This window comes from Pseudomonas sp. B5(2017), assembly GCF_002112825.1.
Lineage (GTDB): Bacteria > Pseudomonadota > Gammaproteobacteria > Pseudomonadales > Pseudomonadaceae > Aquipseudomonas > Aquipseudomonas putida_Z.
In genome coordinates this window covers 34,384-52,935 of sequence record NZ_NEIR01000006.1, presented here as the reverse complement: position 1 = coordinate 52,935, position 18,552 = coordinate 34,384, and the positions used below count along the sequence as shown (strand labels likewise).

The following is an 18,552-nucleotide window of genomic DNA, read 5'->3' as shown; positions in this document are numbered from 1 at the left end:
GATCCTCTGAATATTTGAACCGTTAAACCGCGGCAGCGCCGCCGACGATTTCCGAGATCTCCTGGGTGATCGCAGCCTGACGCGCCTTGTTGTAGATCAACTGAAGCTCTTTGATCAAATCACCGGCGTTGTCTGTGGCGTTCTTCATGGCGATCATCCGGGCCGCTTGTTCAGCAGCGTTGTTCTCGACCACCGCCTGGTACACCTGCGACTCCACGTAACGCACCATCAAGCCGTCCAGCAGCTCTTTTGCGTCGGGTTCGTACAGGTAGTCCCAGTGATGCTTGAGATCCTGATCCGGGGTTGCCACCAACGGTACCAATTGCTCGACCGTTGGCTTCTGGGTCATGGTGTTGATGAACTTGTTCGAAACCACCGAGAGGCGATCGATACGGCCGTCCAGGTAGGCGTCCAGCATTACTTTGACGGAGCCGATCAGATCGTTGATCGATGGCTCTTCGCCCAAGTGGCTGATCGCGGCTACGACGTTACCGCCAAAGATGCGGAAGAAAGTCGCACCCTTGCTGCCGATCACGCACAGGTCGATTTCCACGCCCTGTTCGCGGTTTTCGTTCATGTCCTTGACCAGGGCCTTGAACAGGTTGGTGTTCAAGCCACCGCACAGACCACGGTCACTGCTCACCACGATATAACCGGCGCGCTTTACAGGGCGCTCGATCATGAACGGGTGGCGGTATTCCGGGTTGGCGTTGGCCAGATGACCGATCACCTGGCGGATACGCTCCGCGTAAGGACGGCTAGCAGCCATGCGCATTTGTGCTTTGCGCATCTTGCTGACCGCCACTTTCTCCATGGCGCTGGTAATTTTTTGCGTGCTTTTGATGCTCGCAATCTTACTGCGAATCTCTTTTGCGCCTGCCATGTATCACCTATCAGGTTAGCAAGCGGGGGCCTGAGCCCCCGCTGCGGCTTACCAGGTCTGGGTGGCCTTGAACTTCTCGATACCGGCTTTCAGGCCTGCATCGATTTCGTCGTTGAAGTCACCCTTCACGTTGATCTTCGCCATCAGTTCAGCGTGATCACGGTTGAAGAAGGCGATCAGTGCTTGCTCGAAGCTACCGATCTTGGAGACTTCTACGTCAGTCAGGAAGCCACGCTCAGCGGCGTACAGCGACAGGGCCATGTCCGCGATGGACATCGGCGCGTACTGCTTCTGCTTCATCAGTTCGGTAACGCGCTGACCATGCTCCAGCTGCTTGCGGGTCGCTTCGTCCAGATCGGAAGCGAACTGGGCGAATGCAGCCAGTTCACGGTACTGAGCCAGAGCGGTACGGATACCACCGGACAGCTTCTTGATGATCTTGGTCTGAGCGGCACCACCTACGCGGGATACCGAAACACCGGCGTTCACTGCAGGGCGGATGCCCGAGTTGAACATGGCCGATTCCAGGAAGATCTGACCGTCGGTGATGGAAATCACGTTGGTCGGAACGAAGGCGGAAACGTCGCCAGCCTGGGTTTCGATGATCGGCAGGGCGGTCAGGGAACCGGTTTTGCCAGTCACAGCACCGTTGGTGAACTTCTCGACGTACTCTTCCGAAACGCGCGATGCACGCTCCAGCAGACGGGAGTGGAGATAGAACACGTCACCTGGGTACGCTTCACGTCCTGGTGGACGGCGCAGCAGCAGGGAGATCTGACGGTAGGCAACGGCCTGCTTGGACAGGTCATCGTAAACGATCAGGGCGTCTTCACCGCGGTCACGGAAGAACTCGCCCATGGTGCAGCCGGCGTATGGCGCCAGGAACTGCAGTGCGGCGGATTCCGAAGCACTGGCAACGACCACGATGGTGTTGGCCAGGGCGCCGGCTTCTTCCAGCTTGCGAACGATGTTGGCAACGGTGGAACGCTTCTGGCCGACAGCAACATAAACACAGAAAATACCGGAGTCTTTCTGGTTGATGATGGCGTCGATGGCCATGGCGGTCTTGCCGATCTGACGGTCACCGATGATCAGCTCGCGCTGGCCACGGCCGACAGGGATCATGGCGTCGACGGACTTGTAGCCAGTCTGTACAGGCTGGTCTACCGACTTACGCCAGATCACGCCTGGAGCGACCTTTTCGACCGCGTCGGTTTCGGTGGTGGTCAGAGGACCTTTGCCATCGATCGGGTTACCCAGAGCGTCGACGACGCGGCCCAGCAGGCCTTTGCCGACCGGAACTTCCAGGATGCGACCGGTGCACTTGGCGCTCATGCCTTCGGCGAGGGTGTCATAGGCACCCAGGATCACTGCACCTACGGAGTCTTGCTCCAGGTTCAGGGCCATGCCGAATACGCTGCCAGGGAACTCGATCATTTCGCCGTACATGACGTCGGCCAGACCGTGGATCCGCACGATACCGTCGGATACCGAAACAACGGTACCTTCGTTACGGGCTTGGGAGCTCACATCGAGGTTGTCGATGCGGCCCTTGATGATTTCACTAATTTCGGAAGGATTGAGTTGCTGCATTGCTCTGCTGCCCCTTCAAACTCAAGATTTCAATGCTTCGGCCAGTTTCGCGATTTTGCCGCGAACAGAGCCATCGATTACCAGGTCACCAGCGCGGATGACGACGCCGCCAATCAGGCTGGCATCCTCCGACGCGTGCAGGCGCACTTCCTGGCCTAACCGTGCACTGAGAACCTTGGCGAGTTTGTCTTGCTGTTCTTGGTTCAACGCGAAGGCACTGGTGACTTCCACGTCCACGGATTTCTCTTGCTCGGCCTTGTACAGGTCGAACAGGGCGGCAATCTCCGGCAGAAGCAGGAGACGGTCGTTTTCCGCGGCAACATGAATGAAATTCTGTGCCTGTGCATTGAACTTGTCACCGCACACGTCAATGAACGTGGCGGCCTTTTCTGCGCTCGTCAGTCGCGGGGCCTTGAGCAGGCGCTGCATGGTGTCGTCTTGCGACACCGCAGCAGCCAGGCCGAGCATGGCTGACCAATTGGCCAGTTGCTGATGGGCCTGGGCATGCTCAAAGGCAGCCTTAGCGTAAGGTCGGGCCAACGTGGTCAGTTCTGCCATGATCGCCCTCGCTTAAATTTCAGCGGCCAGTTTGTTAACCAGCTCCGCATGCGCGTTTTGATCGATTGTGGCGCCAAGGATCTTTTCAGCACCACCAACGGCCAGGGCACCCACTTGGGCACGCAGGGCGTCTTTAGCGCTGTTCAGTTCCTGTTCGATCTCGGCCAGAGCCTGAGCTTTCACACGGTCAGCTTCGACGCGGGCCTGATCACGGGCTTCCTCGACAAGCTGAGCAGCGCGTTTCTTGCTTTGCTCGATGATTTCGGCTGCCTGTGCTTTAGCTTCACGCAGTTGCTGACCCGCTTTCTCTTGGGCCAGCTCCAGGTCGCGAGCTGCGCGGTTGGCAGCGTCCAAGCCGTCGGCAATCTTCTTTTGGCGCTCTTGCAGGGCAGTGATGACCGGAGGCCATACATACTTCATGCAGAAGAGTACAAAAATCAGAAAAGCAACGGATTGGCCAATCAGGGTTGCATTAATGTTCACGCCAACACCTCGCTCGGTCTTAATTCATACAGCCATCAACTCGTGGTGACGAGTGATTAGCCGGCGATCTGACCAACGAACGGATTCGCGAAGGTGAAGAACAGAGCGATACCAACACCGATCATGGTTACGGCGTCGAGCAGACCGGCAACGATGAACATTTTAACCTGCAGCATCGGAACCATTTCTGGTTGACGAGCAGCGCCTTCCAGGAACTTGCCGCCCAGCAGGCCGAAACCAATGGCGGTACCCAGAGCACCCAGGCCGATCAGCAGAGCAACAGCGATAGCGGTCAGACCAACTACAGTTTCCATCTTTCCTCCCGACTTTTACGTCGTATTGGTTAGGTTTTTAGTTTGAAGCGGTAAAACAAATCGTTTGGTACAGCATGCCCTTGCGGACTTTTTAAGCCCTCCCCCCGAACAGGCGGGGAAGGCTATCAGACACGCCAGGCGGTCTTAATGGTTATCTTCGTGGGCCATCGACAGGTAGACGATGGTCAGCATCATGAAGATGAAAGCTTGCAGGGTGATGATCAGGATGTGGAACACAGCCCACGCCCATTGCAGCACCACACCCAGGCCGCTGAGCCACAGCAGGCCGGAGCCGAACATTACAGCGATCAGGATGAACACCAGTTCGCCGGCATACATGTTGCCGAACAGACGCAGTGCCAGCGAGATCGGCTTGGCGATCAGGGTGACGAATTCCAGCAGGAAGTTGACCGGAATCAGCAGGATCTGAACGAAGATGTTCTTGCTGCCGAACGGGTGCAGGGTCAGCTCACCGATGAAGCCGCCCAGGCCCTTGACCTTGATGCTGTAGAAGATGATCAGGGCGAACACGCAGAAGGCCATGGCCAGGGTCGCGTTCGGGTCGGTGGTCGACACGGCGCGGAACGGAATGTGCGGGTCACCGGAGATCAGGATGGCCAGCTGAGGAATCCAGTCGACCGGTACCAGGTCGACGGCGTTCATCAGGAATACCCAGACGAAAATGGTCAGCGCCAGCGGAGCGATTACCGGGCTACGGCCGTGGAAGGAGTCCTTCACGCTGCCGTTGACGAAGTCCACCATCACTTCTACGAAGTTCTGCAGGCCGCCAGGTTGGCCGGAAGTCGCCTTCTTGGCCGCCATGCGGAAGATGAACAGGAAGATCAGACCCAGCGCGACGGACCAACCCAGGGTGTCCAGGTGGAACGCCCAGAAGCCCATTGCCTTGGCTTCTGCAGCCGAATGGGCGAAGCCCCAGCTGCCGTCTGGTAGTTGACCGTAGGTCAGGTTCTGCAAGTGGTGCTGGATATAGCCCGAAGCGGTTTCTGCTGCCATGGTTGCCTCAAACGCCCTAAGGTCTCGAAAGTCTTTTATTCATCAGCAGGGGCGCGAACCAGCTGACCAAAAGGGTCAACACGAAGACGCCGAATACTGCTAACGGCGCCAGTGGCTTCACTCCTGCGAAGGTCAGTGCAAAAAGCACTGCCGTCAAAATCATCTTGCCTGCCTCGCCAGCGTAGAACGACTTGACGATGGCTTGTGCCGCCCGGGCCCCGCTGAAGCGAAAAGCCTTCCAGGCGAAATACACATTGGGTAGCCAGGCAATCAAACCTCCGCAAAGGCCTGAATATCCACTGACCGCCCCTTTCCACTGCCACAACACCAACGTTGCCAGCAGCAGTACGACGAATTGAGCCAGCAGTACCGGGAAAACCGCCCAGCGATGGAAAGGCAGGCGGTTTGGCGTGCGGATTTCCATCACAACTGCTCCTCGGAAGTCGACCAGCAAGTCAGTTATGACTTGGCATAATTTGTGCCGACAAAATGCGCGCAGAGTATAGGGGTGGATTAACCCCTATTCAACTATTCGGTAGTGATTTCCGACTGCGCGCTACAACGGGAATTGTTTCAGCGGATGTGAGCAAGCACGCCTTGCAACTCGTCAAGCGAGTTGTAGCGAATAACCAATTGGCCTTTGCCCTTGTTGCCATGGCGGATCTGCACGGCCGAGCCCAGGCGCTCTGCGAGCCTCTGTTCAAGGCGTGCGATATCCGGATCAGGTTTGCTCGGTTCGACCGGATCAGGTTTGTCGCTGAGCCACTGACGAACCAGTGCCTCGGTTTGGCGCACGGTGAGGCCACGTGCGACAACATGACGCGCCCCCTCTTCCTGGCGGTGTTCTTCCAGGCCGAGCAATGCACGGGCGTGGCCCATCTCCAGGTCGCCATGGGCGAGCATGGTCTTGATCGCGTCAGGCAGGGTGATCAGGCGCAGCAGGTTGGCCACGGTCACCCGCGACTTGCCCACGGCATCGGCCACCTGTTGCTGGGTGAGCTCGAACTCCTGCTGCAGCCGCTGCAGGGCCAGGGCCTCTTCCAGCGGGTTGAGGTCTTCGCGCTGGATGTTCTCGATCAGCGCCATGGCGATGGCGGCTTCGTCGGGCACTTCGCGGACCATCGCCGGGATCTTGTCCAGGCCAGCCTGCTGGGTGGCGCGCCAGCGGCGCTCACCGGCGATGATCTCGAAGCGGTTGCCATCGATCGGGCGCACCACGATCGGTTGCATCACGCCATGGTTGCGAATCGAGTGCGCGAGCTCTTCCAGCGCCTCCGGGTCCATGTCCCGGCGCGGCTGGTACTTGCCACGCTGGATCAGCTCGACCGGCAGGTGTTGCAGTTCTTTCTGGTCGATCTTCACAGCCTGCTCTTCGAGCGCGCTGACGGAAGGACCACTGAGCAGTGCATCCAACCCACGTCCGAGACCCCGTTTCTTGACGGCCATACGGATTCCTTAAGTTGTTTGTGCAGTGCGTGATTGACGGCGTTGACGGCGTACCAGTTCCCCGGCCAGGGCCAGATAAGCCAGCGCGCCTCGCGATTGCTTGTCGTAGGCCAGGGCCGGCATGCCGAAGCTCGGGGCCTCGGCCAGGCGAATGTTGCGCGGAATGACCGTGTCGTACAGCTGCGGGCCAAAGTGCTCCTTCAGCTGCGCCGAGACATCGTTGTTCAGGCTCAGGCGCGGATCGTACATGGTCCGCAGCAGGCCCTCGATCTTCAGCTCCGGGTTCAACCGGGCGGCGATGCGCTTGATGTTATCCACAAGGTCGCTGAGACCTTCCAGTGCGTAGTACTCGCACTGCATCGGGATGATCACGCCATCGGAGGCGACCAGGGCGTTGAGCGTGAGCATCGACAGCGACGGAGGGCAGTCGATGAGGATGTAGTCGTAGTTCTCGCGAATCGGCGCCAGGGCGTTGCGCAGGCGGCTCTCCTTGACCTGCATTTCCAGCAGCACCACTTCGGCGGCGGTCAGGTCACGGTTGGCCGGCAGCAACTGGAAACCACCGTGCTCGGAGTAATGCATGGCCTGGGCCAGGTCGCATTCCCCGATCAACAGGTCGTAGACCGAGTGCTCGAGCTCGTGCTTGTCCACACCGCTGCCCATGGTGGCGTTGCCCTGCGGATCGAGGTCGATCAGCAGCACACGACGCTTGGTCGCGGCCAGCGAGGCGGCGAGATTGATACAGGTGGTTGTCTTGCCCACACCACCTTTCTGGTTCGCGATTGCGAATACCTTAGCCATTGTTGCGTGTGTTCCCAGTCATGCCTTGCGGCGCAGTATCAGCAGATGGCGCTGGCCCTGGCAACCTGGAACGGTCAGGGCCTGCTCGCTTTCCACTGTGAAGTCTGCGGGCAATGCTACCAGTTCATCGGCAGGATGCAGCCCCTTCATTGCAAGCCATTGCGTCCCGGTGTCGCCCAGGTGGCGGGTCCAGTTGGTGAAGTTCTCCATGCTGCTGAAGGCGCGGGAGATAATTCCGCTGAACGGTTGTGTCGGCTGGAAGGCTTCGACCCGACTGTGGATAACCGTGAGGTTGTCCAGCTTGAGCTCCATTTTCACCTGGGTGAGGAAGCGGGTCTTCTTGCCATTGGCGTCCAGCACCGTCACGCGCTTGTGCGGATGCAGGATAGCCAATGGGATACCGGGCATGCCACCGCCACTACCGACATCCAGCCAGTTGTCACGCTCGCTGTGGATAAACGGCATGACACTGAGGCTGTCGAGCAGGTGACGCGACACCATCTCGTCGGGGTCGCGCACGGCGGTGAGGTTGTAGGCTTTGTTCCATTTGATCAACAGGGCCAGGTAGCCGAGCAGCTTTTCGTGATGCTCGGCGCTCAGCTCGACACCGAGCTGGCGCGCACCTGTGGACAACTCTTCAGCGTGTTGCGGGGTGACCAGGGAACTCAAGCGCTTTGCTCCAATTCGCGGCCAGCGCCGCGTTTTTTCAAGTGAATCAGCAACAGGGAAATCGCCGCCGGGGTCACGCCCGGGATACGCGAAGCCTGACCCAGGGTTTCCGGTCGGGTCTGGCCCAGCTTGCCCTGGATTTCCTTGGACAGGCCGGAAATCGTCGAATAATCGATATCCACAGGCAGGCGGGTGTCTTCGCTGGCACGCAAACGTGCGATTTCATCCTGCTGGCGATCGATGTAGCCGGCGTACTTGGTGCGGATTTCGACTTGCTCGGCGACCTGTGGATCGATCGCTTCGCCGCCGGTTGCCTCGATCAGCCCGACGTAGTCGATTTCCGGGCGCGCCAGCAGGTTGAGCAGGCTGTATTCGTGGCTGAGCGGGGTACCGAACTTATCCACAATGGCCTGGCCTTGCTCGGTGTTCGGGCGTACCCAGGTCGACTTCAGGCGCTGCTCCTCGCGCTCGATGCCGTCGCGCTTGGCGCAGAAGGCGGCCCAACGCTGGTCGTCGATCAGGCCGAGTTCGCGGCCCTTTTCGGTCAGGCGCAGGTCGGCGTTGTCTTCGCGCAGGATCAGGCGGTACTCGGCACGCGAAGTGAACATGCGGTACGGCTCCTGGGTACCCAGGGTAATCAGGTCGTCGACCAGTACGCCGATGTACGCCTCGTCGCGGCGCGGGCACCAGCTGTCTCGGCCCTGCGCCCGCAGGGCGGCGTTGGTCCCGGCCAGCAAACCCTGGGCGCCGGCTTCTTCGTAACCGGTGGTGCCGTTGATCTGGCCGGCGAAGAACAGGCCGCCGATGACTTTGGTCTCGAGACTGTACTTGAGGTCGCGCGGGTCGAAGTAGTCGTATTCGATGGCATAGCCCGGGCGAACGATGTGGGCGTTCTCCATGCCGCGGATCGACCGCACCAGCTCCAACTGCACGTCGAACGGCAGCGAAGTGGAAATACCGTTGGGGTACAGCTCATGGGTGGTCAGGCCTTCCGGCTCGATGAACACCTGGTGGCTTTCCTTGTCGGCGAAGCGGTGGATCTTGTCTTCGATCGACGGGCAGTAGCGCGGGCCGACACCTTCGATGACACCCGAGTACATCGGCGAACGGTCGAGGTTCGAGGCGATGATCTCGTGGGTGCGCGCATTGGTGTGGGTGATCCAGCAGCTCACCTGGCGCGGGTGCATCTGGGCATTGCCCATGAACGACATCACCGGGATCGGCGTATCGCCTGGCTGCTCGGTCATCACCGAGAAGTCCACCGAGCGGCCGTCGATGCGTGGCGGGGTACCGGTTTTCAGGCGGCCGACGCGCAGCGGCAGTTCACGCATGCGGTGGGCCAGGGCGATCGAAGGTGGATCGCCGGCGCGACCACCGGAATGATTTTGCAAACCAATGTGGATAAGCCCGCCGAGGAAGGTACCGGTGGTCAGTACCACCGATTCGGCGAAGAAACGCAGGCCCATCTGGGTCACCACGCCTTTGACCTGGTCCTGCTCGACGATCAGGTCGTCGCAGGACTGCTGGAATATCCACAGGTTCGGCTGGTTTTCCAGGATTTCGCGCACCACTGCCTTGTAGATGGCGCGGTCGGCCTGTGCACGGGTGGCGCGTACGGCCGGGCCCTTGCGGTTGTTCAAAACGCGGAACTGGATGCCGCTCTTGTCGGTGGCCAGCGCCATGGCGCCGCCGAGGGCATCGATCTCTTTGACCAGATGGCTTTTGCCAATACCGCCAATGGCGGGGTTGCAGCTCATGTGACCGAGGGTTTCCACGTTATGGGTCAGCAGCAGGGTTTTCACACCCATGCGTGCAGACGCAAGCGCAGCCTCGGTACCGGCATGGCCGCCGCCGATGACGATCACTTCAAAACGGGAAGGGAAATCCACCACGCACCTCGTGCCTGTTTTTGCGAATAGAGAAGGTAAGCGGACAAGTATAGGGACTTCACCCCCTTTAAAGAAACCGTCTGAGCAAATTTTGACCAGTCTGTGGATGAGTGGCAGCCAACAGAAATCAAAGAGGAAGAATTTAAAAAAGCTTTGTTTTTATGTTTATTCTTATGCACAAGCTTTACTGTGGATAAGGTTATGCAGGCCTTTATTCATGCAGTGTAGAGAAAAATTAAACCCTGTGGCTGGAGTACCATGAGGGCTATGGATAACACGATTTAGCCTGTGGATTAAATGGCTGTTTACCCACAAGCGGGTTTGTCCTCAGAAAAAAAGCCTGCTTATCAACGGAGCTGAAGGCGAGTTTTCCACAGGGCTCCTGAGAGCAGATTGGGGTAGGTGAATGAAAAAAATGTGAACCTGCACCGGCCTCTTCGCGGGTGAACCCGCTCCCACAGGGTTCTGCACAGCCTTCAGGTGCGGCGCGATTTCCGTAGAAGCTGCGAAATTTGAGGCAAAAAAAAGCCGCTCCCGAAGGAGCGGCTCTTGGTTTTGCCTGGCTGTGAATTACTTGCCGATGCAGAAGCTGGAGAAAATCCGCCCCAGCAGGTCATCAGAGCTGAATGCCCCGGTAATCTCCCCCAGGGCCTGCTGCGCCTGCCGCAGGTCTTCCGCCAACAGCTCACCCGCGCCAGCCAGGGTCAGTTGTGCACGGCCATGTTCCAGGTGCTCACTGGCCTGGCGCAGGGCATCCAGATGGCGCCGGCGAGCGCTGAAACCACTCTCGGCCGTCTGTTCATAACCCATGCAGGCCTTCAGGTGGTCACGCAGCAACTGCAGCCCTGCATCGTCCCCTTTGGCACTGAGGGTGATCGTTACATGGCCGTCATCGCACTGTTCCAGCGCTACCCGCTCACCACTAAGATCGGCCTTGTTCCGAATCAGCGTCACCTTGGCCGGGTCTGGCCGCTGGTCGAGAAATTCTGGCCACAGGGCGAACGGGTCGCTGGCCTCGGGCGCAGTGGAATCCACCACCAACAACACACGGTCTGCCTCGCCAATGGCCTTCAGCGCACGTTCCACGCCGATCTTTTCCACATGGTCATCGGTGTCGCGCAAACCGGCAGTATCGACTACGTGCAGCGGCATACCGTCGATGTGGATATGTTCGCGCAGGATGTCCCGCGTGGTGCCGGCAATATCGGTGACGATGGCCGCTTCCCGCCCGGCCAGCTGGTTCAGCAGGCTCGACTTGCCGGCATTCGGCCGACCGGCGATGACCACGGTCATGCCGTCACGCAGCAAGGCACCCTGCCCGGCTTCCCGCTGCACTGTGGACAACTCGCCGCGAACGATATCGAGCATCGAAAGTACATGGCCATCGGCGAGGAAGTCGATTTCTTCTTCGGGGAAGTCGATCGCCGCCTCGACGTATATGCGCAGGGCTATCAGTGCTTCGGTCAGGCTGTGCACGCGCTTGGAGAACTCGCCCTGCAGCGAACGCAGTGCGTTGCGCGCAGCCTGGCTGGAACTGGCTTCGATCAGGTCGGCAATGGCTTCGGCCTGGGCCAGGTCGAGCTTGTCATTGAGGAATGCACGTTCGCTGAACTCACCCGGGCGAGCCAGCCGGCAACCAACCTGTACACAGCGCTGCAGCAGCATATCCAGCACCACCGGGCCACCATGGCCCTGCAGTTCCAGCACGTCCTCGCCGGTGAACGAATTCGGCCCGGGGAAGAACAGCGCGATCCCTTCGTCCAGTACCAGGCCTTCCTCGTCGCGGAACGGGCCGTAATGGGCGTGGCGCGGGGTAAGCGTACGGCCGGTGATCAACTGGCCGGCCTTGGCAGCCAGAGGGCCGGACAACCTGACAATACCCACACCGCCGCGGCCCTGGGCGGTGGCGATGGCGGCGATGGTTTCACGCACAGTGTTCATGCTCGAAAGCCTCTACGACAAAAACGACAGATAGCAAAAACGCCCCACTAGGGGGCGTTTTTTATTCACAGGCTAGCGCAGTAGCCTGTCAAGCAGCAGCTTTTTTGCTGGCTGCTTCGATGCTGCGGGTGATGTACCACTGCTGTGCGATCGACAGGCAGTTGTTCACAACCCAGTACAGCACCAGACCAGCCGGGAACCACAGGAAGAAGAAGGTGAAGATGATCGGCATCATTTTCATCACCTTGGCCTGCATCGGATCCGGCGGCGTCGGGTTCAGGCGCTGCTGGATGAACATGGTGGCGCCCATGATGATCGGCAGGATGAAGAACGGATCCTTGATCGACAGGTCGGTAATCCACAGCATCCATGGAGCCTGGCGCATTTCCACGCTTTCCAGCAGTACCCAGTACAGGGCCAGGAACACTGGCATCTGCACCAGGATCGGCAGGCAGCCGCCCAGCGGGTTGATCTTCTCTTTCTTGTACAGCTCCATCATCGCCTGGGACATCTTCTGGCGATCGTCACCGAAGCGTTCCTTCAGTGCAGCGAGCTTCGGCGCAACGGCACGCATGCGCGCCATCGAACGATAGCTGGCAGCCGACAGCGGGAAGAACAGGCCTTTGATCAGCATGGTCAGCACGATGATCGACCAGCCCCAGTTACCCAGCAGGCTGTGGATATGTTGCAGCAGCCAGAAGATCGGCTGGGCGATGAACCACAGGAAGCCGTAGTCGACGGTCAGTTCCAGGCCTGGGGACAACTCTTTCAGCTTGGACTGGATTTTCGGGCCGGCGTACAGCATGGCGCTGGTTTCGACCTTGCCGCCAGCAGGCACGCTGATGGCCGGGCCGGTGTAGCCGATGATGTAGTTGCCCTGGCTGTCCTTGCGGGTCTGGACAACGTTGTTGTCCGACTTGGCCGGAATCCAGGCGGTCACGAAGTAGTGCTGCAGCCAGGCAACCCAGCCGCCGGACACATTTTCTTTCAAACTACCTTTGTCGATGTCCTTCATCGAGACCTTTTTGTAAGGCTCGGAAGCTGTCCACAGGGCTGCGCCCAGGTAGGTGGCGGTGCCGGTGGCAGTGCTCGACGACGGATCGGAGCTGGCGTCACGCTTGAGCTGGGCAAACATGTTGCCGCTCCAGGCCTGACCGCTCTGGTTGTCGATCAGGTAGCTGACGGTCAGGTCGTACTCGCCGCGCTTGAAGCTGAAGCGCTTGATGTAGTTGACGCCGTTGTCGCTGAACTTCAGGTCGACCACCAGTTGTTCCTGGCCATCGGCCAGCTGGTAACCCTTCTTGTCGGTAGCGTACAGAGGGCGACCGGCAGGACGGGCATCCGGACCGTTGACGCCGGTCAGGCCGCTTTGTGCCAGGTAGACACGCTCGCCACCGTTGTCGAACAGCTGGAACGGAATGTCCGGGTGGTCCTGGCGACGTGGGTACTGCGGCAGGTTCAGCTGGACGATGTCACCACCGACCGGATCGATAGCCAGCTCCAGGACATCGGTCTTGACCCGGATCAGGTCCTTGCTGACCGCAACCGGTGCCAGTTCGGCTGCGCTGGTTTCGGCGTTGGCGCTTGGCACATCGGCGCTGGCGCCGGCGTTACCGGCCGGTACGCCATCCGGCAAACCCGGGGCAACGGTGCTGGCAGCAGTATTCTGAGTCGGCAGGGCAGCCTGGCCGTAGTCCTGGTTCCACTTGAGGACCATGACGTAGGACACGATTGCCAGGGCGACGATCAGGATCGTGCGTTTAATATCCATGATTACTCGGCTATCGAAGAAGTTCGGGAGGAAGGAGCGGGAGGAACGGGATCGAAACCGCCGTCGTTCCACGGATGACAACGCCCCAGGCGACGAACGGCTAGCCACCCACCACGCCAGAGGCCGTGGTTTTCGATGGCTTCATAAGCGTAACAGGAGCAACTGGGGAAGAAACGACAGTGGTTGGCCATCAGAGGACTAATGGCGTAACGGTAAAACTGGATCGGAACGAGCGCCAGTTTACGCATCTTGGCTGTCTACCCCTGCGGAATTGGCGGTCACTGCTGGAGTGGGCCGGCTGCGCGCCAGGCGTTTCCAGAGTTTGCCAAAGTGTTGGTGCAATTCCGGGTTTTCTATCTCACCCAATCCCTTGCGCGCGACGATCACAATGTCCAACCCGGCAAGCAATTGCTGGTTCAGGCGAAAGGAATCGCGCATCAAGCGCTTGAGGCGGTTGCGTTGAACGGCGAGCTTGACGCTCTTCTTGCCGATCACCAGGCCAAGGCGTGGGTGATCGAGGCCGTTCTCGCGAGCAAGGATCAGCAGGTTTTTCCCTGGAACCTTGCCGGTTGGGGAGTCGAAGACCGCTTTGAAATGTCGGGGTGTAAGCAGTCGCTTTTCCCGACTGAAGTCCTGACTCACCACCTGTGCCGAAAAATCAAATGGCCAGACGCTTACGGCCTTTGGCACGACGACGCGACAGAACAGCGCGGCCGTTCTTGGTAGCCATACGGGCACGGAAGCCGTGGGTGCGCGCGCGCTTGATGGTGCTTGGTTGGAAAGTACGTTTCATGGCGTGTTACCTGGTTTGTCGACGACGGGCCGGGATGGCCCCCTTTTTAAGAGACCGGCGATTCTAGAGAAAGCAAGCCCGTAGGTCAATTTCCAACCAGTCTTTCCATATAGAGCACGTGATGGACGGTGCGTGCTTGTCCATCGCCCAAGGGTGCTTGATCGGACACACGAATTGGGGACAACATGAAAAAAAAGAAGAGACATATAAAAAGCTTTTCTGAAGAATCTATAAATCTTAAGTGGATAACCTTCTGTGGATAACCAGCTTGAGGCCATAAAATCCGGGCTGTACAGAGTTTTACAACTGTGTTCTCAACCGGTGCTGCGCTTGTTTTCTTCGTGGTCAAAAGCTGTGGATTAAATAGCCGCTTATCCACAGCAGAGTTATCAACAGGCTTGACCTCAGGGTTGTGCATAGCGCTCATGGCTGCTTATCCACAGGGCTTATTCACAGTGCGAAGAAGTCGTTTTGGTCGATAAATGGCTGTTTTGTCATGGTTCCTAACGTGTCCACATGTGGATAACTGAACGCTCGACCGGTACAATGGCGGTTTGTTTTTGCCTCATCCGGCTTTCAAACTCAGGGGATATCCGTGTCAGTGGAACTTTGGCAGCAGTGCGTGGAGCTTCTGCGCGATGAACTGCCTGCCCAGCAATTCAACACCTGGATCCGTCCGCTACAGGTCGAAGCCGAAGGCGACGAGTTGCGCGTCTATGCGCCTAACCGTTTCGTTCTCGATTGGGTCAATGAAAAGTACCTGGGTCGTTTGCTCGAGCTGTTGGGCGAAAACGGCAGCGGCATTGCGCCTGCCCTTTCCTTGTTGATCGGCAGCCGTCGTAGCTCCGCGCCACGTGCCGCACCCAACGCGCCAGTGAGTGCTGCGGTGGCCGCCTCGCTGGCCCAGACCCAGGCCCAGAGCCAGACACAGAAGGCAGTGCCGGCAGCGGTCGAACCCGTCGCTGTGGCGGCTGCCGAGCCTGTGCTGGTCGATGAACTGGCCGAGCCATCCTCGCGTGACAGCTTCGATGCCATGGCCGAGCCGGCTTCTGCGTCGGCTGGCAGTGCCCGGGCCGAACAGCGCACCGTGCAGGTTGAAGGTGCGCTCAAACACACCAGTTACCTGAACCGCACCTTCACGTTCGACACCTTCGTCGAAGGTAAGTCGAACCAGTTGGCGCGCGCGGCTGCCTGGCAGGTGGCAGACAACCCCAAGCATGGTTACAACCCGCTGTTCCTCTATGGTGGTGTGGGCCTGGGTAAAACCCACCTCATGCATGCTGTGGGTAACCACCTGCTGAAGAAAAACCCGAACGCCAAGGTCGTGTACCTGCATTCGGAGCGCTTCGTCGCGGACATGGTCAAGGCGCTGCAGCTCAACGCCATCAACGAATTCAAGCGTTTCTACCGCTCGGTGGATGCGTTGCTGATCGACGATATCCAGTTCTTTGCCCGTAAAGAGCGCTCGCAGGAAGAGTTTTTCCACACCTTCAACGCCCTGCTCGAGGGTGGTCAGCAGGTAATCCTTACTTCTGACCGCTACCCCAAGGAGATCGAAGGCCTGGAAGAGCGCCTGAAGTCGCGCTTTGGTTGGGGCCTGACGGTTGCCGTCGAGCCACCAGAGCTGGAAACCCGCGTGGCGATCCTGATGAAGAAGGCCGACCAGGCCAAGGTCGAACTACCGCATGACGCGGCCTTCTTCATTGCCCAGCGCATCCGTTCCAACGTCCGTGAACTGGAAGGCGCATTGAAGCGGGTGATCGCTCACTCGCACTTCATGGGCCGCGACATCACCATCGAACTGATTCGTGAGTCGCTCAAGGACCTGCTGGCGCTCCAGGACAAGCTGGTCAGTGTGGATAACATTCAGCGTACCGTCGCCGAGTACTACAAGATCAAGATCTCCGATCTGTTGTCCAAGCGTCGTTCGCGTTCCGTGGCGCGTCCACGCCAGGTGGCCATGGCGCTGTCCAAGGAACTGACCAACCACAGTCTGCCGGAAATCGGCGACATGTTCGGTGGTCGCGACCATACGACCGTGCTGCATGCCTGCCGCAAGATCAACGAACTGAAGGAATCCGACGCGGACATCCGCGAGGACTACAAGAACCTGCTGCGGACGCTGACGACCTGATGGCCGTCTGCGCAGCTAATTGAAGGCAAGGGACTAGACCATGCATTTCACCATTCAACGCGAAGCCCTGTTGAAACCCCTGCAACTGGTCGCCGGTGTCGTCGAGCGCCGCCAGACCTTGCCGGTCCTGTCCAACGTATTGCTGGTGGTGCAAGGCCAGCAACTGTCGTTGACTGGTACCGACCTGGAAGTCGAACTGGTAGGCCGCGTGCAACTGGAAGAGCCGGCCGAGCCTGGCGAAATCACTGTCCCGGCACGCAAGCTGATGGACATTTGCAAAAGCCTGCCGAACGACGCCCTGATCGATATCAAGGTCGACGAGCAGAAACTGTTGGTCAAGGCCGGCCGCAGCCGCTTTACCCTGTCGACCCTGCCAGCCAATGACTTCCCGACCGTGGAAGAAGGCCCGGGCTCGCTGACCTGCAACCTGGAACAGAGCAAGCTGCGCCGCCTTATCGAGCGCACCAGTTTCGCCATGGCCCAGCAGGATGTGCGCTACTACCTCAACGGTATGCTGCTGGAGGTTTCCCGCAACACCCTGCGAGCTGTGTCCACTGACGGTCACCGCCTGGCGCTGTGCTCCATGAGCGCACCGATCGAGCAGGATGATCGCCACCAGGTCATCGTGCCACGCAAAGGTATCCTCGAACTGGCACGCCTGCTGACCGACCCGGAAGGCATGGTCAGCATCGTCCTGGGCCAGCACCACATTCGCGCCACCACCGGTGAATTCACCTTCACTTCCAAGCTGGTGGACGGCAAGTTCCCGGACTACGAGCGCGTACTGCCCAAGGGCGGTGACAAGCTGGTGGTCGGCGACCGCCAGGCGCTGCGTGAAGCCTTCAGCCGTACTGCGATTCTTTCCAACGAAAAGTACCGCGGTATCCGCCTGCAACTGGCTGCTGGCCAACTGAAGATCCAGGCCAACAACCCCGAGCAGGAAGAAGCTGAAGAAGAAATCAGCGTGGACTACGAAGGTAGCTCGCTGGAAATCGGCTTCAACGTCAGCTACCTGCTGGACGTGCTGGGCGTAATGACTACCGAGCAAGTTCGTCTGATCCTGTCCGATTCCAACAGCAGTGCCCTGCTGCAGGAAGCTGGCAATGACGATTCTTCCTACGTTGTCATGCCGATGCGTCTGTAACGTAGCAGGCGAAATGTCTCTTCGACGTATCATGGTCACCGCGGTGCGCAACTTGCACCCGGTGACACTCTCACCGTCCCCCCGCATCAACATCCTTTACGGCGCCAACGGCAGCGGCAAAACGAGCGTGCTTGAGGCCGTGCATCTGCTCGGGCTGGCGCGCTCGTTCCGCAGCACCCGCCTGAACCCGGTTATCCAGTACGAACAACCGGCCTGTACCGTGTTCGGCGAAGTGCAATTGGCCGAGGGTGGCAGCAGTAACCTGGGTGTATCCCGGGAGCGGCAGGGGGAGTTCACAATTCGCATCGATGGGCAGAATGCGCGGAGTGCGGCGCAACTGGCTGAATTGCTACCGCTTCAGCTCATCAATCCGGACAGTTTCCGCTTGTTGGAAGGCGCTCCGAAAATACGCCGCCAGTTCTTGGATTGGGGGGTGTTCCACGTGGAACCTCGTTTTCTGCCAGCCTGGCAACGGCTGCAGAAGGCACTGCGGCAGCGGAACTCATGGTTGCGGCATGGTACACTTGACCCAGCTTCGCAAGCCGCCTGGGACCGGGAATTGTGCCTGGCCAGTGCGGAAATAGATGAATACCGTCGCAACTACATCAAGGCCTTGAAGCCCGTCTTCGAGCGAACCCTGAGCGAACTGGTCGAGCTGGACGGGTTGACCCTTAGCTACTACCGAGGCTGGGACAAGGACCGGGAACTGCAAGAAGTACTCGCTTCCTCTCTCCTTCGCGATCAGCAGATGGGCCACACCCAGGCCGGTCCGCAGCGTGCTGATCTGCGTCTTCGTCTGGCTGCCAACAATGCAGCCGACATCCTGTCGCGTGGTCAGCAAAAGCTGGTGGTGTGCGCATTGCGCATTGCCCAAGGCCACCTCGTTAGTCAGGCTCGCCGCGGTCACTGTATTTATCTCGTGGATGACTTGCCGTCCGAACTGGACGACCAGCATCGCCGCGCGCTGTGTCGCTTGCTTGAAGAATTACGCTGCCAGGTGTTCATCACCTGTGTAGATCACGAATTACTGAGGGAAGGCTGGCAGACGGAAACGCCAGTTGCTTTGTTCCACGTGGAACAAGGCCGTATCACCCAGACCCACGACCATCGGGAGTGAAT

Annotated in this window: 20 protein-coding genes; 3 read left to right on the top strand and 17 right to left on the bottom strand. The window is 59.1% G+C overall.

The annotated features are described in order from the left end of the window. Window positions 1–22: 22 nt before the first annotated feature. From atpG to CAG00_RS27855, 17 genes are all read right to left on the bottom strand, one after another. A complete protein-coding gene (gene atpG, locus CAG00_RS10655) occupies window positions 23–883 on the bottom strand; it encodes a F0F1 ATP synthase subunit gamma (protein ID WP_013974905.1) in 861 nt (286 codons plus the stop codon). 48 nt (window positions 884–931) lie between these two features. Further along, window positions 932–2,476, bottom strand: coding sequence for a F0F1 ATP synthase subunit alpha (gene atpA / locus CAG00_RS10650; RefSeq protein WP_013974906.1), 1,545 nt, complete (start codon window positions 2,474–2,476; stop codon window positions 932–934). 21 nt (window positions 2,477–2,497) lie between these two features. Beyond that, window positions 2,498–3,034, bottom strand: a complete 537-nt coding sequence (locus CAG00_RS10645) for a F0F1 ATP synthase subunit delta (RefSeq protein ID WP_003253191.1) — start codon at window positions 3,032–3,034, stop codon at window positions 2,498–2,500. Between the two features lie 12 nt (window positions 3,035–3,046). Continuing rightward, a complete protein-coding gene (locus tag CAG00_RS10640) occupies window positions 3,047–3,517 on the bottom strand; it encodes a F0F1 ATP synthase subunit B (protein WP_003260032.1) in 471 nt (156 codons plus the stop codon). Between the two features lie 56 nt (window positions 3,518–3,573). Further along, window positions 3,574–3,831: a F0F1 ATP synthase subunit C gene (atpE, locus tag CAG00_RS10635; RefSeq protein ID WP_003097235.1), complete on the bottom strand. Its 258-nt coding sequence runs from the start codon at window positions 3,829–3,831 to the stop codon at window positions 3,574–3,576. 144 nt (window positions 3,832–3,975) lie between these two features. Then, window positions 3,976–4,845, bottom strand: coding sequence for a F0F1 ATP synthase subunit A (gene atpB / locus CAG00_RS10630; protein WP_003260030.1), 870 nt, complete (start codon window positions 4,843–4,845; stop codon window positions 3,976–3,978). Between the two features lie 16 nt (window positions 4,846–4,861). Next, window positions 4,862–5,269 (bottom strand): F0F1 ATP synthase subunit I, encoded by a 408-nt coding sequence (locus CAG00_RS10625; RefSeq protein ID WP_008092225.1) that lies wholly within the window; start codon window positions 5,267–5,269, stop codon window positions 4,862–4,864. A 149-nt stretch (window positions 5,270–5,418) separates the two neighbouring features. Then, window positions 5,419–6,291, bottom strand: coding sequence for a ParB/RepB/Spo0J family partition protein (locus CAG00_RS10620; RefSeq protein ID WP_075046821.1), 873 nt, complete (start codon window positions 6,289–6,291; stop codon window positions 5,419–5,421). A 9-nt stretch (window positions 6,292–6,300) separates the two neighbouring features. Beyond that, window positions 6,301–7,092, bottom strand: a complete 792-nt coding sequence (locus CAG00_RS10615; RefSeq protein ID WP_012274913.1) for a ParA family protein — start codon at window positions 7,090–7,092, stop codon at window positions 6,301–6,303. 18 nt (window positions 7,093–7,110) lie between these two features. Then, window positions 7,111–7,761, bottom strand: a complete 651-nt coding sequence (gene rsmG / locus CAG00_RS10610) for a 16S rRNA (guanine(527)-N(7))-methyltransferase RsmG (protein ID WP_013970242.1) — start codon at window positions 7,759–7,761, stop codon at window positions 7,111–7,113. Then, entirely contained in the window at window positions 7,758–9,650 is a 1,893-nt protein-coding gene (mnmG, locus tag CAG00_RS10605; protein ID WP_085664235.1) for a tRNA uridine-5-carboxymethylaminomethyl(34) synthesis enzyme MnmG, read from the bottom strand. The genes rsmG and mnmG overlap by 4 nt, the downstream gene beginning before the upstream one ends. Before the next feature lie 570 nt (window positions 9,651–10,220). Continuing rightward, complete coding sequence (mnmE, locus tag CAG00_RS10600) at window positions 10,221–11,591, bottom strand: tRNA uridine-5-carboxymethylaminomethyl(34) synthesis GTPase MnmE (protein WP_085664234.1); 1,371 nt, start codon at window positions 11,589–11,591, stop codon at window positions 10,221–10,223. Between the two features lie 88 nt (window positions 11,592–11,679). Further along, on the bottom strand, window positions 11,680–13,362 hold the full coding sequence (gene yidC / locus CAG00_RS10595; protein WP_025341164.1) for a membrane protein insertase YidC: 1,683 nt from the start codon (window positions 13,360–13,362) through the stop codon (window positions 11,680–11,682). Between the two features lie 2 nt (window positions 13,363–13,364). After that, window positions 13,365–13,610, bottom strand: a complete 246-nt coding sequence (gene yidD, locus CAG00_RS10590; RefSeq protein WP_015268406.1) for a membrane protein insertion efficiency factor YidD — start codon at window positions 13,608–13,610, stop codon at window positions 13,365–13,367. Next, a complete protein-coding gene (gene rnpA / locus CAG00_RS10585) occupies window positions 13,603–14,007 on the bottom strand; it encodes a ribonuclease P protein component (RefSeq protein WP_003253166.1) in 405 nt (134 codons plus the stop codon). Before rnpA ends, yidD begins: the two co-directional genes overlap by 8 nt. Before the next feature lie 13 nt (window positions 14,008–14,020). Continuing rightward, the gene (gene rpmH, locus CAG00_RS10580) at window positions 14,021–14,155 is read right to left on the bottom strand and encodes a 50S ribosomal protein L34 (RefSeq protein WP_003253163.1); all 135 of its coding nucleotides are present in this window, start codon (window positions 14,153–14,155) and stop codon (window positions 14,021–14,023) included. An 85-nt stretch (window positions 14,156–14,240) separates the two neighbouring features. Continuing rightward, window positions 14,241–14,582, bottom strand: coding sequence for a hypothetical protein (locus tag CAG00_RS27855; protein WP_139832759.1), 342 nt, complete (start codon window positions 14,580–14,582; stop codon window positions 14,241–14,243). Between the two features lie 168 nt (window positions 14,583–14,750). On the opposite strand from CAG00_RS27855, the gene dnaA reads away from it, so the two are divergent. From dnaA to recF, 3 genes are read left to right on the top strand one after another with little or no spacing between them, the layout of a single operon-like run. After that, window positions 14,751–16,289 carry a chromosomal replication initiator protein DnaA gene (gene dnaA / locus CAG00_RS10575; RefSeq protein ID WP_085664233.1) on the top strand — a complete coding sequence of 513 codons (1,539 nt, stop codon included), beginning with the start codon at window positions 14,751–14,753 and terminating at the stop codon, window positions 16,287–16,289. A 40-nt stretch (window positions 16,290–16,329) separates the two neighbouring features. After that, entirely contained in the window at window positions 16,330–17,433 is a 1,104-nt protein-coding gene (dnaN, locus tag CAG00_RS10570; RefSeq protein WP_003260019.1) for a DNA polymerase III subunit beta, read from the top strand. Window positions 17,434–17,446: 13 nt separating this feature from the next. After that, complete coding sequence (gene recF, locus CAG00_RS10565; RefSeq protein ID WP_003260018.1) at window positions 17,447–18,550, top strand: DNA replication/repair protein RecF; 1,104 nt, start codon at window positions 17,447–17,449, stop codon at window positions 18,548–18,550. Window positions 18,551–18,552 lie beyond the last annotated feature (2 nt).